Raw genomic sequence first — 15,278 nt, 5'->3', positions numbered from 1 at the left:
CGATTGTAGCGCAAGCGGGGCCGCCGGCACTGAAGCCTGTCTTAAATGTTTATAAATGACAATGTTTGTGCGCACCGCGGTTGCCACCAAACTGCTGCTAGACTGGCGCCTGATTTTTTTACCTGCTCCCGATATGACAGAACATCAATTTGCCGACAGCCGCGCCCTGCACGCACCGTTTGCGCAACAGTTATCGGCCTGTCCGGCCGACGGCGCCCTCGCCTGGCTGACCGCCATCCTCGCCACGCAGGCGCCCGCACTGCGCTCCGCGAACGCCATCTTGCTGGCCTACACGGGCAACCATGCCGCCATCGACTGGATCGACGCCAATGTCGGCTCGCCGGTGGCAGGGCAATGGGGCGTGGCGGCGGCCCTGCTGGACACGCCCTGGCCCCGCATCGCCGGCTGGCTCGGACAAGGCGGCGCGCACCGGCTGATGGCGCTCGACGCCCTGCTCGCGTATCGCAAGCCGGCCGTCAACATGTCGCCGCTGGAACAGATCGCCGCTCCCGTGCTGGCGCAGGCGCCCGCGCGCGCGGAACTCGACGCGGCACTGGCCGCCTGCCTGGCCGCGTCCGCCACGCCGCGCATGCAGGCGGCGGTGAACTCCATCAGCAAGCATGCCGGCGAGATCCTGCGCGGCGGCCCACGCGGCGTGGCGGTGGCGGACTTGCCGCGCCTGTACCTCGACCCGGCAGCGTTCCAGGATGCGCCTGCCATCCTGGAACGCCACGAGACGGTGGTGGGCGGCATGCGGCAAAACCTGCAGAACTTGCTCAAGGGGATATTATGAGCAGGCCGGCCCATGTCCGCATCGACTTGAGCGAGATCCACTCGCCGCGCCAGTTGCATGCGGCCCTGGCCGCCGCGCTGGGATTTCCCGCCATCTACGGCATGAACTGGGACGCCTTCTGGGATGCCGTCACGGGCCTGGTGGATATGCCGCAACAGCTGGACTTCGCCGGCTGGCAGGCACTGGAAGCGCGCCTGCCGCGCGAGGCCGCCGTGCTGCGGCGCAGCCTGGCACGCCTGGCCGCCGAGTTCCCCGCGCTGGCCGCCCACGTGCGTTACGCCTGAAGCAAGGTGTCACCAGTAAACGCTTGACAGGCCGCCCCAACCTCCCTTACATTAAGTGCATGTCCTCCCTCAAACTTCATTCCCCTTCCCTGCTGTCGCTATCGCGACTACTACTAGCACGCGCATAAGTTTGCCGCATTGCTTCGCCTGGTCACACGCCGGCGTGTTTCAAAAACCCTGGAAGGTTTGATGATGTTTGCACCATCCCCCGCTACACCCGTAACTTCTGACGCGACCGCCGCTGGCGCCGTTGCCGTGCTTTGCCTGCTAAAACTACCGATCGCTTGCCTGGCCTAGTGTCTCGTGGCCGCCCGGCAAGCTTGCGCCACAACCATTGATTTCCCCCTATCTTCAGGAGTACCCGATCATGATGTTGCAGAACCCAGCTTCCAAGTACCGCGCCTTCCCTCCCGTCAAATTGACCGACCGTCAATGGCCGAACCAGATCATCAGCAAGCCGCCTATCTGGATGAGCACCGACTTGCGCGATGGCAACCAATCGCTGATCGAGCCGATGAGCGCGGAAAAGAAGCTGCGGTTCTTCGACATGCTGATCGCCATCGGCCTGAAGGAAATCGAAGTGGGCTTCCCTTCCGCCTCGCAGACGGATTTCGACTTCGTGCGCAAGCTCGTCGATGAAAACCGCATCCCGGACGACGTCACCATCATCGTGCTGACCCAGTCGCGCGAAGAGCTGATCCGCCGCACGGTGGAATCCGTGGCCGGCGCCAAGCGCGCCATCGTCCACCTGTACAACTCCGTGGCGCCCGTGTTCCGCAAGGTCGTGTTCGGCATGTCGCGCGAGGAAATCACGAATATCGCCACCACCGGCACCACGCTGGTGAAACAACTGGTGGCGCAGCATCCGGAAACGGAATGGGGTTTCGAATACACGCCGGAATCGTTCTCCACCACGGAACTCGATTTCTCCAAGCATATCTGCGACGCCGTCAGCGCCATCTGGAAGCCGACACCGGCCAACAAGATGATCATCAACCTGCCGTCAACCGTGGAATGCAGCACGCCCAACGTGTATGCGGACCAGATCGAATGGATGTCGCGCAAACTCGCGCGCCGCGATTCCATCATCATCAGCGTGCACCCGCATAACGACCGCGGCACGGCCGTCGCGTCGGCCGAGCTGGCCGTGATGGCGGGCGCCGACCGCGTGGAAGGCTGTTTGTTCGGCAATGGCGAACGCACCGGCAATGTGGACCTGGTGACCCTGGCCATGAATCTGTACACGCAAGGCGTGCATCCGGGCCTCGATTTCTCCGACATCGACAGCGTGCGCAAGTGCGTCGAGGAATGCAACCAGCTGCCCGTCCACCCGCGCCACCCGTATGCGGGCGACCTCGTGTTTACCGCGTTCTCCGGTTCGCACCAGGATGCGATCAAGAAAGGTTTCGCCAAGCAGGAAGCTGGCGCCATCTGGGAAGTGCCTTACCTGCCGATCGACCCGGCCGACCTGGGCCGCAGCTATGACGCCGTGATCCGCGTCAACAGCCAGTCCGGCAAGGGCGGCATGGCGTACTTGCTGGAACAGGAATACGGCCTGGTCTTGCCGCGCCGCCTGCAGATCGAATTCTCGCGCGCCGTGCAAGCCGTGGCCGACGCCACGGGCCGCGAAATCGCCGCGCACGATATCCACGACATCTTCCAGAAGGAATACCTGGAGCAGACGGCGCCGTACGCCTACGCTTCGCACCGCATGGTGGAAGACACGAGCAGCGATGAATCCGTGCAGATCGACATCAGCCTGTCGCACCGCCAGACGCCACTGGCCCTGCAGGGCGGCGGCAACGGCCCCATCGACGCCTTCGTCAATGCGCTCGGCCTCGACATCAAGCTGATGGATTACCATGAGCATTCGATCGGCTCGGGCGCCAATGCGCAGGCCGCCTGCTATGTGGAATTGCGTCTCGATAACGGCCCGACCCTGTTCGGCGCCGCCATCGACAGCAATATCGTCACCGCCTCGTTCAAGGCCGTGCTGTCGGCCGTGAACCGCCGCATCAAGCAGACGGACGCGGAAAAAACAACGGCAGCCGAGGTGGCGGCGAACGCCGCCTGAGTCCTCGTCACGCGCCCTTCATAGGGAGAAAAAGCGGTACGGCTTGATCGCCGTGCCGCTTTTTCATTTCTATGGGGCAATTAGTAGTGCCAATCAGGTATTGCCCGCCGTATAATCAATTCATAACAAGACCACCGGAGACAGATCATTAGCTACCGAGGGAATCACAATGAAATTGACGGATATGAAGATAGGCGCGCGCCTGGGCGCCGCGTTTGGCGTGGTACTGCTGCTGATGGCGGCACTGGTATTGACGGGCTTGTTGCGCCTGGACAAGATCGGCGCGCTCAGCGACTCCATCATCGAACGCGACTGGGCCAAGGCGGACGCCATCGCCACCATCCGCAGCACCACGCGCTCGAACGCGGCGCTCGTGCTGGAACTGTTCATCCATGAAGATCCGGCCAGGGCGGCGGCCATCCACACGGAAATCGACGCCAACAAAGTCACCATCACGCAGGCGCTGGACATTCTCGACCGCCTGATCGTCTTGCCAGAAGCCAAGCAACTGCTGGCCACCCTGAAACAGCAGCGCAAGGCCTATGTCGTTTCGTTCAGCCAGGCCGACAAGCTGCTGGTGGCGGGAGAGCGCGCACAGGCGGCCACGCATGTGCGCGACGATACCCTGCCGGCGCTGAGCCGCCTGCAACAAACCGTCAATACCCTGAACGACGTGCAGCGCGGCGTGGTCGTGCATGGCGGCGACTTGATACACCAGAATATTTCAGCGGCGAATGTGCTGATGGCCAGCTTCGGCGCCACCGCCCTGTTGCTGGGAATCCTCTTTGCCTGGCGGGTCACGCGCTCGATCACGACGCCCGTCGCCTACGCCTTGCGCGTGGCGCAAGCCGTGGCCGCGGGCGACTTGAGCAGCAAGATCGTGGCCGAGGGCAAGGATGAAACGGCCCAGCTGCTGCATGCGCTGCGCGAAATGAACGACAACCTGGCCACCCTGGTGGGGCAGGTGCGCGGCGGCACGGGCACGATTGCCGTGGCGTCGAGCCAGATTGCCAGCGGCAATGCCGACCTGTCGGCCCGCACCGAGGCGCAGGCCAGCGCGCTGGAAGAGACGGCGTCGTCGATGATCGAACTGACCGGCACCGTGCGCAGCAACAGCGACAATGCGCGCCAGGCGGACAGCCTGGCCCGTTCCGCCTCCGCCATCGCCCAGCGCGGCGGCACGGCCATGGCCCAGGTGGTCGACACCATGGACGCCATCAATGCGTCTTCGCGCAAGATCGTCGACATCATCGCCGTCATCGACGGTATTGCCTTCCAGACCAACATCCTGGCCCTGAACGCGGCCGTGGAAGCGGCGCGCGCCGGCGAGCAGGGGCGCGGCTTCGCCGTCGTGGCGTCCGAAGTGCGCAACCTGGCGCAGAGGTCTGGCCAGGCGGCCAGGGAAATCAAGGAACTCATTGCCGACTCCGTCAACCGTGTCGGCCAGGGCGCGCAGCTGGTCAGCCAGGCCGGCGCCACGATGGATGAAGTGGTGGCCAGCGTGGGCAGAGTGAGCGCCATCGTCGGCGACATCAGCGTCGCCAACCACGAGCAGAGCGAAGGCATCGAACAGATCAATGCCGCCATCATGCAGATGGACCAGACGACGCAGCAGAACGCGGCCCTGGTCGAACAGGCGGCCGCGGCGGCGGCAGCCATGCATGAACAGGCGGGCGACCTGGAAACCCTCGTCAGCCAGTTCAAGCTGGAACAAGGCGGCAAGGACCTGGCGCCGCCCCGCCCTGCACCGGCCGTGCCGCGCTTGCAGTAAGCGAGTTATTCCACCTGGCGCGCCAGGCGGATGCCGGAAAATTGCCAGCGCGCGCCGGCCGGGAAGAAATTGCGGTAGCTGGCGCGCGCATGGCCGGCCGGCGTGGCGCAGGACGAGCCGCGCAGCACATACTGGTTCAGCATGAACTTGCCGTTGTATTCGCCGAGCGCGCCCGGCGCCGTGCGGTAGCCCGGATATGGCGCGTAGCTGCTGCTCGTCCATTGCCAGCAATGGCCGAACAGTTGCCGCAGCCCCGTGCCGGGCGTGGCGGCGGCCGGATGCAGCTGGCCGACCTCGACGGCCATGCCTTGCGCGGCCACTTCCCACTCAGCTTCCGTCGGCAGGCGCGCGCCCGCCCAGTGCGCATAGGCGTCCGCCTCGAACAGCGACAGGTGCGTGGCCGGCGCCAGCGGATCGAGCGGGCGCAAGCCGAACAAGGTGAATTCCTGCCAGCGGCCCGCCTCATCACGCTGCCAGTACAGCGGACACTGCAGTCCCTGGCTGCGCACCCAGTCCCAGCCTTCGGCCAGCCACAGGTGCGCCGCGCGGTAGCCGCCCGCCTCGATGAAGGCCAGGTACTCGCCATTCGTCACCAGCGCGCAGGCCAGCTGGAACGGCGCCACGTATTGCGGATGGCGTGGCAATTCATTGTCGAAGCAAAAGCCGTCGCCCGCGTGGCCGATCTGCGCCAGGCCGCCGTCGAAGGCGACCCAGTCGACGGCAACGGCGGCCTGCTGACCGGACGCGGCAATGGCGCTGTCCAGGTAGGCGGGAAACAGGGGGCTGTGCGCCAGCAGGTGCTTGACGTCCGTCAACAGCAATTCCTGATGCTGCTGCTCGTGTTCGAGGCCCAGCGCCAGCAGCATGGTCAGCCGTTCGCGCTCGGGGCGCGCCAGTTCGCCGGCCAGCAGGCGGGCGATGCGCGCATCGACGTCCATCCGGTAGGCGCGCACGACCTCCATGCCGGGCCGCGTCAGCAAGCCCCGCTGCGCGCGCGGATGCTTGTCGCCGACGCCGTTGTAATAGGAATTGAACAGCACGCGAAAGGCCGGATGGAATGGCGCGAACGCCGCTTCCATGCTTTCCAGGATAAACGTTTCGAAAAACCAGGTGGTATGCGCGAGGTGCCATTTCACGGGACTGGCATCCGGCATCGATTGCGCGCCGCAATCCTCGTCCGACAGCGGTTCGGCCAGCAGCAGCGAGTGCCGGCGCACCTTGTTGTAATGATCGATCAGCATCTTTTTCTTAGTTCCTGATGACGCGTGCGTAAATCACGGCAAACCACTGCTGCGCGTCCATCCAGACTTGCGCCGTGGAAAACCCCGCCTGCTCCAGCAAGCCGACGAAACCGGCCCGCGTGTATTTATAGCTGTCTTCTGTATGGATGCGCTCGCCTTTCGCGAAGCGGCGCTGGCCGCCCTGCCAGCGCACCAGCTGCTCGCTGCGCGCTTCCAGGTGCATCTCGACGCGGCTTTCGTCGGCATTGAAAAAGCCGTGGTGGCGCCACGCGCGCACGTCGAAATCGGCGCCGATCAAGCCGTTCACGTGGCGCAGCATGTTCAGGTTGAAAGCGGCCGTGACGCCGAGCGCATCGTCGTAGGCCGCGTCGAGGATGGCGTCGTCCTTGATCAGGTCGACGCCGATCAGCAAGCCGCCATCGCCGTCGGCATTCGCGCGCAGCCGGCGCAAAAAGGCGATCGCTTGCTCAGGAGCAAAATTGCCGATCGACGAGCCGGGATAAAAGAACAGGCGCCGCGCGTCGCGCACGCTGGCCGGCAAATCGAGGCGGCTGGAAAAATCGAGGCCCAGGCCGCTCATCTCGATATGCGGGAAGCGCTGCTGCAAGCGGCTCAATGATTCACTGAGGAAATCATACGAGATGTCCACGGCCACGTACTGGGCCGGGTGCAGCAGCGGGAACAGGCTGGCCGCCTTGGCGCAATTGCCCGCGCCCAGGTCGATCAGGGTGCTGCCCGGCCCCACCGCATGCGCGATCTCGGCGCCGTGCTGCGCAAAGATGGCCGCCTCCGTGCGCGTCGGGTAATACTCGGGCAAGGCGCAGATGGCCTCGAACAGTTTCGAGCCCAGCGCGTCGTACAGGTACTTGGGCGAAGTCCAGGCGGCCTGCGCCAGCAAGCCGCTGGCGATCTCGGCGACGGTGGCGGGCGTGGCGCTGGCCGTTGCCCGGCTGGCGGATGGAAAATCGGACTGCTGCTGCGCGAATGGCATGGTCATGGGCTGGCGTCGTCTCTCAAGGTTCTCGATGGGCTTGCTTGACTTGCACCTGGCAACACCCCTGCCGCAGCCTGCGCTGCAAGCCCTGGCGGGCGCCTTTGCCGATGCCTTTTTCCCATCATAGCGGAATCCTCCAAAGCCAGCCGTGCGGCAGGTAACTTAAGGTCAACACGGGGCCGCGCGAGGCGGCGCGCACGCAAAAGTGGTATTGCCAAGCAAAAAGGGCAAGCCTGTCGTATACTACACATTGCCGGCCAAACAATCCGCGCGCCATTGTAGTCCCCAGGCCCCCCTCTCCCCCGCGTGCCTCCCTTTACGATAGTCGTTAACACCATGCTCGAATTGCGCCATCTGTCGAAGTCCTATGCCAATGCCCGGCCCGTCCTGGCGAATATTTCCTGCCGCTTCAAGGCGGGGGAATTCATCGCCATCATGGGCGACTCGGGCGTCGGCAAGTCGACCCTGCTGAACCTGATCGCCGGCCTCGATACGCCCGACGCGGGTGCCGAAGCGCACCCTATCCTGGTGGACGGCATCGCCATGTCCAGCCTCGATGACGCCGCCGCGACCCGGCTGCGTCGCGCCCGCATGGGCTTTATCTTCCAGGCTTTCCACGTCTTGCCGCACCTGACCCTGCTGCAAAACGTGGCCCTGCCGCTGCTGCTCAACGGCCTGCCCCAGGAGCGTGCCGCCAGCATGCTCGAGGCGGTCGGACTGGGCGGACGCGGCGGCGATTTTCCGCAGCAATTGTCGGGCGGCGAAATGCAGCGCGTGGCGATCGCCCGCGCGCTCGTGCACAAGCCCGCGCTGGTGCTGGCCGATGAGCCGACCGGCAACCTCGACCCGGACACGGCGCACGGCATCCTGCAATTGCTGCGCGCCGAGATCAAGGCCAACGGCAGTTGCGCCATCATGGTCACGCATTCGCTGGCCGCCGCCGAAATGGCGGACAGGACCATGATATTGACCAAAAGCGGATTACAAAATACAACAATCGTCAACCGAATTGATCAAACAATCAGTTAATTTAACTGACCATGTGTCACAAGTTTTGTTATCGTAGTATTATTGAAAACACTTGCCTGGTTATCAATGTTTTAACGCGAATGTTGTACTACGTCAGCCAGAGAGCCGTACTGCGATGACGAACTATAGCCGGGGCCCGTTTTCCGGGCTCCGTCCCTTGCATAACCTGAAGGAGGAGTAAATGAACGTTCGGCAAAAGAAGCTGGAAATGATTGAAGCGATGAACCGGGCGCGTGCGCTCGAACCATCGAGTTTTGTGCCCAACAAGCTGCTCGATACCCTGATCGAGAAGATGAATCTGAAAAATGATGCGGAACTGTGCAGAGTACTGGAAGTTCAGCCTCCCATCATCAGCAAGATTCGGCACGGCAAATTGTCGGTCGGTGCAACGATTTTATTGCGCATGCATGAAAAATCGGACATCACCATCCGCGAACTGAAGGAACTATCGGCTACCCCGGTACACTGAAACACCACGCTGTTGTCTTGCCATGCCAGGCACCCAGGTCCCCGGCGCCATGAACTTTTGCCATGAAATTCGCGTAGTTCGCTCACAGCAGAGCACCCTTTACCGAAGAAACCCAGCCCAAACCATGCTGCCTGTTTCTCCGACCATGCGCTCCAGCGCAACATCTGCCCTGCCACTCCCTCCCGCAATACCGTCCGCCCGCCACATTCCCGCTTCGACTTGATCTGACGCAACACGCATTGCCGCCTCCCGTATCAAGGTCAGCTTTTAGCCCATTCCTTCGATAGCATGTCCAGCGACCACACCGCGCCGGGCGCGCCGCCCGTGCTGCGCCTGACGCTCACGCGCGATGCCCTCGCCAGTGCCGGCGACGGTCCCGTCGCGCCCGGCTGGCATAGCGAAACGCATGTGCTGTCGGGCGCGCGCGGCATCGGCAGCTGCCGCGTGGCGCTCGATATCGGCCCGGGCGACGTGGTGGAGCTGCTGCTGTGCGACGGCAACTCCTTGCTGGCGAGCAGCCTCGACCTGCCCCGTTACCTGGGCCCGCCCGGCGCCGCGCGCGACGGCGTCCCGGCCAGCATCGAGGTGGGCCTGGCCCTGCGGCCGCAGGCGCCGCGCCAGCCGCCGGGCGCCAGCCGCGATGGCCTGGGCGCCTGGATGCTGCGCGCGCTGCGCGTGTACCGCAGCGGCGCCGGCGCCATGACAGCGCTGGCGGCGGCCGGGGCCTTCCAGGACCGCCAGCTCGAGCAGCGCCTGGGGCTGTACCGCTGCGGCATGGAGCCGGGCAGCCTGATACAGGTCGCCAGCGTGCCGGCCGGGCCCGAACCTGTGCTGTTGCTGCTGCACGGCACGGCCTCGTCGACGCCGCGCAGCTTTGGCGGCCTGTGGCGCGCCGGCCTGGCGCCGCAGCTGATGGCCCTGTATGGCAACCGCATCTATGGCTATGAACACCGCAGCCTCAGCGAAAGTCCCATCCACAATGCGCTGATGCTGGTGCGCCAGCTGCCGCACGGCGCCGTGCTGCACCTGCTGGCCCATTCACGCGGCGGGCTGGTGGGCGAATTGCTGGCGCGCGCGCAACGGATCGACAGCCGCGGCGCCGTCGACCTGGCCGACGACGGCCTGGGGCGCCTCGGTGAAAACACGGTGGGCGGCGAAGCGTTCAACAGCCACGATATCGAGCATTTCACGGCACAGTCGCAGCTGTGCGGACGCGGCGGCCATGCCGGCGATGCGGCCTGCCTGCGCGAACTGAGCATGGAACTCAAGACGCGCGCCATCCGCGTCGCCCGCTTCGTGCGCGTGGCCTGCCCCGCGCGCGGCACCACCTTGCTGTCGGGCCGCCTCGACCGCTGGGCCAGCGTGATGTTCAACCTGGCCAGGCCGGCGGCGCGCGTGGACGGCGGCGGCGCGGCGCTGGCCGAGGCGGCCGATGGCTGCGCCGCCTTCCTGCTGGCCGTGGTGCAGCAGCGCTGCGACGCGCGCATCCTGCCGGGGCTGGCGGCGATGATGCCCGACTCGCCGCTGGTGGCCCTGCTCAACGCGCCAGACGTGCGCGTGGCCAGCCCCCTGCATGTGCTGGCCGGCGCGTGCAGCGGCGACAGCCTGCTGGGCTGGCTGGGCGACTGCCTCGGCAGCATTTTCTATGGCGGCCAGAGCGACCTCGTGGTCAATTGCGCCTCGATGGCCGGCGGCGCCACGCGCAGCACGCCCGTGCGGCAACTGCTGCTGTGCGGCCCGCAGGTGCACCACCTGAACTACTTCGAACGCGCGCCATCGAGCATGGCCACCCTGCAGGCGCTGGCCGGCGACGACGCCGCCTACCAGTCCCTGCCCGGCACCGAGCACGGCATGCTGGCGCGCGGCGGCGAAGTGCCGAAGCGGCGCGCGCAGGCGCCCATCGTGCTGCTGCTGCCCGACATCATGGGCAGCCATCTGCAGGTGGGCAGCAACCGCATCTGGTTCGACCCCGTCAACCTGGTCGAAGGCCGCATCGAACGCCTGGCCGTGGGCCAGCCGCACATCGTCAGCGCCGGCTGGCTCGAGCCGTGCTACGAACCGTTTGCCCGCTTTCTCGCGCAAAGCCAGGAAGTGCGGCCATTTACCTATGACTGGCGCCTGTCGCTGCGCGATGGCGCCGCCGCCTTCCTGCCCGTGCTCGACGCCGCCCTGCGCGATGCCGGGGAACGCGGCCAGCCGCTGCGCATCGTCGCCCACGGCATGGGCGGCCTCGTGGCGCGCCTGGCGCTGAAGGAACGCTGGCAGCGCCTGGGCGAGCTGCCCGGCAGCCGCCTGCTGCAGGTGGGCACGCCCAACGGCGGCACGCAGGCCATGGTGCAAGTGCTGCTGGGACGCGATCCGCTGGTGCAGATGCTGGCCAGCTGGATAGGCTGGAAGCACACGCGGCGCCAGTTCCTCGGCTTCGTGCGGGCCTTTCCCGGCGTGCTGGAAATGCTGCCGTGGCCGCGCGCACAGGCAGGCCGCGATGCCATCGATTATTTCGACGCGGCCGCCTGGCGCCAGCTGGCGCAGGGCGACCACGCAGCAGACCTGCCCGGCGGCTGGCAGGCGCCCGAGGCACAGGCGCTGGCGGCGGCGCGCGCCACCGTGGCCCTGCTGGAAGCGGCCCCGCTCGAGGCGCGCCACTGCAGCTACCTGGCCGGCTGCGCCGACACGCCGGTGGCGCTGCGCCTGCGCGATGGCGGCATCGAAGTGGCCTGGTCGCCGGACGGCGACGGGCGCACGGCGTGGGAAGGCGCCATCCCGGCCGGCGTGCGCGCCTGCTATGTGCCGGCCGCACATGGCGACCTGCTGCTGCAGAAGGAGCTGTACCCGGCCATCGCGCAGCTGCTCGACAGCGGCCATGCGCCGCAGCTGGCCGGGCACCCGCCGCACCAGCCGGGCAGCATGCCGCCCCGCTTCCGTCCGCACGCGCCGGACGCGGCGCCGCTGTATCCGCTGCCGCAGGAATTGCTCGACGCGGCCATCGGCGCCGCACGCCCCGCCGCCGCGCCGGAGAACCAGCCGCCGCGCCTGAGCATTTCCGTCATCCACGGCAGCATGGCCTCGGCCGACGCGCCCGTCATGAGCGGCTGCTATGCGTATGAATCGCTGCGCGGCAGCATGAGCTTTCTCGACCGCCTGCTGGGCGGCAAGCTGCAGGAAATCCATGCGCTGGGCCGCTTCCCGCAGCGCCCCGACGCCGCGCTGGTGGTGCTGCAGCACGACGCGGCGCGCCGGCCCGGCGGCGCCATCGTCATCGGCCTGGGCGCGCTGGGCGAACTGACGCCGGGCGAACTGGCGCGCGCCTTTGCCGGCGGCCTGCTCGAATACGCGTGCGTCTGCCTGCAGGTGCGCGCCGCCGGCCAGCTGGCCGCGCCGCCCATGGCCGAACACGGCTTGCGCGTGGCCAGTCTGCTGTCCGGCTCGGGCTATGGCGGCTTGAGCATCGCCCTGTGCGCGCGCGCCCTGATCGACGGCGCGCGCAGCGCCAACCGGCGCCTGGAAGACGCGGGCATGGCGTGCCGCATCGGCCATATCGGCATCTACGAGCAATCCGAGGCGCGCGCCATCGCCGCCGCCGTGGCCATCGAGCAGATCATGGCCGAAGCGCGCTACCAGGACAGCTTCGCGTTCGAGCGGCGCATCCGCCACAGCCCCGGCGGCTACCGGCGCATCCTGCCCAGCCTGAGCGGCGACAACGGCTGGCGCCGCGTGCAGATCATCGCCGCCGATCTCTCCGGCGCGCTGCGCTTCACCCTGCTGACGGACCGCGCCCACAACAGCGTCGACGAGGAACCGAACCAGCGGCAAGCCGTCGATGGCCTGATCATGGACGCCACCGACAACACCACCGACCAGCCGGGCCTGTCGCGCGCCCTGTACGAACTGATGCTGCCCAACGGCCTGAAGGCGGCCATTCCCGAGATGCGCGGCCTGATCCTGGCCGTCGATCAGAGCGCCGCCATCTACCCGTGGGAGCTGATGCGCGACGAGGCGGGCAGCGAGGAAAGCCCGCTGTCGACGCGCATCGGCATGGTGCGCCAGCTGGCCAGCCTGCGCGAACAGCCGCCCGCCATCAGCCCGCCCAGCAACAGCGTGCTGGTGATCGGCGACACGGATTCCGGCCTGCCCGAGCTGCCCGCCGCGCAAGCCGAGGCGCAGGACGTGGCGCGCATGTTCGGCGCGTATGGCTACCAGGTGCGCGAGCTGCTGCGACCGCAGGCGCAGCGCGTGCTGGTGCACCTGTTCGACGAGCGTTATTTCGCCATCCACCTGGCCGGCCATGGCGAAGTGGCCGGTCCCGGCATCGCCCATACGGGACTGGTGCTGGGGCCGAAGACGCGCCTGACGGCGGCGCAGGTGAGCAAGCTGAAACGCGTGCCGCAATTCGTCTTCGTCAATTGCTGCCACCTGGGCGACATGCGCCCGGACGCCATCGCGCCGTGGTCGAAGCTGGCCGCCAGCCTGGCCACGGCCTTCATCGAAATGGGCGCGCAGGCGGTGATCGCGGCCGGCTGGCGCATCGACGACCAGGCGGCCAGCATCTTCGCGCACAGTTTTTATCACGCCATGCTGAGCGGCGAATATTTCGGCGACGCCGTGCGCCTGGCGCGCGAGGCGACCTACCTGCAGTTTCCCGCCTCGAACACCTGGGGTGCCTACCAGGCCTATGGCGATGACCGCTACCGTTTTCCGAACACGCAAAGCCGGCCCTGGCAGGCGCCCGACTACCGCTACCACGGCCACTTGCTGGCCGACCTGGAAACCCTGCACGCGCGCCTGGCCGGCGCCGATGCGGCGCGGCGCGCCGCCATCGAGAAAAAACTGTCGAGCATCGAGGAAGCCGTGCGCGCGCGCTTCTTCGGCTGCGCCGACATCCGCGAAAACATGGCCGCCACGCGGGCCGGCCTCGGAGGCCTGGACAACACCCTGCGCGCCATCGAACATTACCGCGCGGCGCACAGCGCGGCCGACGGCAAGGTGGCCTTGCGCGCCATGGCGCACTGGGCCGAACTGGAAATACGCCAGGGCGCGGCCCTGTGCGGACTCGATGCGGGCGCCGGCATCGACGTGCCGGCCACGCCCGACCCCGAGCAGGGCCGGCAGCTGATGCAGGACGGCAAGCAGCATATCGACCTGCTGGTGGCACTGGCGCCCACGGCGCAGCGCCTGGCCCTGCTGGGCCGTTACTGGGCCTACGTCGCGCGCCTGGCCTGCGGCGGGGGGAGCTCGGGCGCGCCGGCCCTGCGCGCCATGACGGATGCCTGCCTGGCCGCGCTGGACGAGGCGCGGCTGCGCAGCGGCGTGGCCGACTGCGACCTGATTTTCCAGGTGCTGGCGGGCGCCCTGCTGCTGAAGGTCCATGGCGACGACAGCGCCTGGCGCGCGCTGCACCCGCAGCTGGGCGAGCTGCTGCACGATGCCATCGCCTATGCGCGCCAGCGCCATGCGGACGAACACCGCGCCATCGACGCCGGCGCCCCCGTGCGCGCCGCCCTGCTGGCGGCCCTGTGGCAGGTGCCGGACGGCCAGCCCTTCGATGCGCCGGCGCGCGCCGCCTTCCTGACGCTGTACCACGACGCCGTGCGGCGCCACGGCAGCATCGGCGAACCGGAAGCGCTCACGCTGCCCGTACGCTTCCTGCTCGAACTGCTGCCGCCCGACGGCGCGGACGCCGGCCTGCGCGCCGCGCTGCAGGCGCTGGCCGACCAGCTACGGCCGTGAGATGCGCAGGCGGCGCCTAGTTGGCCGGCACCACGCCGTAATGGCGCGCATAGCGTTCATCGAGATTCGCCAGCGGCATCATCATGAACATGTCGGCGCTTTCGAAATCGGGATCCCACGCCGGTTCGCCGCAAATCCATGCGCCCGAGCGCAGGTAGCCCTTGATCAGCGGCGGCACTTGCGGCTTGTGCGCCGCTTCCACCTGGTGGATGGGGAACGGCAGGTGCGGCGTGACGCGGTATTCGGCCGGCGCCATGTGCTTTTCCGCCAGCGCCTGGTACACGGCGACGGCATTGTGGCCGCCATCGGCCAGGCTGATGCTGGCGCAGCCGACCAGGTAGTCGCAGCGTTCGCGGCGCATGTACTCGGCCAGGCCAGACCACAGCAGCATGATCACGCTGCCGCCCCGGTATTTCGGGTGGATGCAGGCGCGGCCCGCTTCGACCATGCGCCCGCGCAGGTTGTTCAGGCGGCTCAGGTCGAATTCGTTTTCCGAGTACAGGCGGCCGATCTTGGCCGCCTTGGCCGCGCTCAGCACGCGGTAGGTGCCCACCACCTTCAGGGTATCGGCGTCGCGCACGATCAGGTGATCGCAATGGGCGTCGAATTCATCGCTGTCGAGGCCATCGGCGTTCGCCAGCGACGTCAGGCCCATGGTCTCGATAAACACCTTGTAGCGCAAACGCTGCACTTCGCGCAATTCTTCGGCCGTACTGGCCTGGCTCAGCACCAGTTGGACCGGCCGGGCCTTGGCTTCGGCCGATGCGATTATGTTTTGCATGGTTTCATCCCCTGTGATCAAGACGACTCCAGCGTACTTGCCTAATATGTCAGGAAAATGACAGCCAAATGTCATTTCCATGACGCAAGTCAAAACCGTGGGCAGATCGTGCATA

General features: G+C 66.8%; 10 protein-coding genes. 7 read left to right on the top strand and 3 right to left on the bottom strand.

Annotation, left to right across the window (positions count from 1 at the left end; translation table 11 throughout):
* Nucleotides 1-133: 133 nt before the first annotated feature.
* From AC1RDJ_RS22670 to AC1RDJ_RS22655, 4 genes are all read left to right on the top strand, one after another.
* Nucleotides 134-793 carry a hypothetical protein gene (locus AC1RDJ_RS22670; protein ID WP_493028778.1) on the top strand — a complete coding sequence of 220 codons (660 nt, stop codon included), beginning with the start codon at nucleotides 134-136 and terminating at the stop codon, nucleotides 791-793.
* Nucleotides 790-1,077: a barstar family protein gene (locus tag AC1RDJ_RS22665; protein ID WP_071324220.1), complete on the top strand. Its 288-nt coding sequence runs from the start codon at nucleotides 790-792 to the stop codon at nucleotides 1,075-1,077. Before AC1RDJ_RS22670 ends, AC1RDJ_RS22665 begins: the two co-directional genes overlap by 4 nt.
* Nucleotides 1,078-1,444: 367 nt before the next feature.
* Nucleotides 1,445-3,151, top strand: coding sequence for a 2-isopropylmalate synthase (gene leuA / locus AC1RDJ_RS22660; RefSeq protein WP_071324221.1), 1,707 nt, complete (start codon nucleotides 1,445-1,447; stop codon nucleotides 3,149-3,151).
* A 169-nt stretch (nucleotides 3,152-3,320) separates the two neighbouring features.
* Nucleotides 3,321-4,922 (top strand): methyl-accepting chemotaxis protein, encoded by a 1,602-nt coding sequence (locus AC1RDJ_RS22655; RefSeq protein ID WP_493028777.1) that lies wholly within the window; start codon nucleotides 3,321-3,323, stop codon nucleotides 4,920-4,922.
* 5 nt (nucleotides 4,923-4,927) lie between these two features.
* Here AC1RDJ_RS22655 and egtB read toward each other — a convergent pair whose 3' ends face one another.
* Both egtB and egtD read right to left on the bottom strand, forming a co-directional pair.
* A complete protein-coding gene (gene egtB, locus AC1RDJ_RS22650; RefSeq protein ID WP_493028776.1) occupies nucleotides 4,928-6,163 on the bottom strand; it encodes an ergothioneine biosynthesis protein EgtB in 1,236 nt (411 codons plus the stop codon).
* Between the two features lie 7 nt (nucleotides 6,164-6,170).
* A complete protein-coding gene (gene egtD, locus AC1RDJ_RS22645; RefSeq protein ID WP_493028775.1) occupies nucleotides 6,171-7,160 on the bottom strand; it encodes an L-histidine N(alpha)-methyltransferase in 990 nt (329 codons plus the stop codon).
* 333 nt (nucleotides 7,161-7,493) lie between these two features.
* On the opposite strand from egtD, the gene AC1RDJ_RS22640 reads away from it, so the two are divergent.
* The 3 genes from AC1RDJ_RS22640 to AC1RDJ_RS22630 all read left to right on the top strand — a co-directional run bounded on the left by AC1RDJ_RS22640 (nucleotide 7,494) and on the right by AC1RDJ_RS22630 (nucleotide 14,382).
* Nucleotides 7,494-8,186, top strand: a complete 693-nt coding sequence (locus AC1RDJ_RS22640; protein WP_071324224.1) for an ABC transporter ATP-binding protein — start codon at nucleotides 7,494-7,496, stop codon at nucleotides 8,184-8,186.
* 181 nt (nucleotides 8,187-8,367) lie between these two features.
* Complete coding sequence (locus AC1RDJ_RS22635) at nucleotides 8,368-8,655, top strand: hypothetical protein (protein WP_034786045.1); 288 nt, start codon at nucleotides 8,368-8,370, stop codon at nucleotides 8,653-8,655.
* A gap of 288 nt (nucleotides 8,656-8,943) precedes the next feature.
* Nucleotides 8,944-14,382 carry a DUF7379 domain-containing protein gene (locus AC1RDJ_RS22630; protein WP_493028774.1) on the top strand — a complete coding sequence of 1,813 codons (5,439 nt, stop codon included), beginning with the start codon at nucleotides 8,944-8,946 and terminating at the stop codon, nucleotides 14,380-14,382.
* Nucleotides 14,383-14,398: 16 nt separating this feature from the next.
* Here the strand turns inward: AC1RDJ_RS22630 and AC1RDJ_RS22625 are convergent, their stop codons facing one another.
* Nucleotides 14,399-15,163 (bottom strand): GNAT family N-acetyltransferase, encoded by a 765-nt coding sequence (locus tag AC1RDJ_RS22625; RefSeq protein WP_071324226.1) that lies wholly within the window; start codon nucleotides 15,161-15,163, stop codon nucleotides 14,399-14,401.
* Nucleotides 15,164-15,278: the final 115 nt, after the last annotated feature.

The organism is Janthinobacterium sp. GW822-FHT07H10, from assembly GCF_058798675.1.
This window is presented reverse-complemented; position numbering and strand designations above follow the sequence as displayed.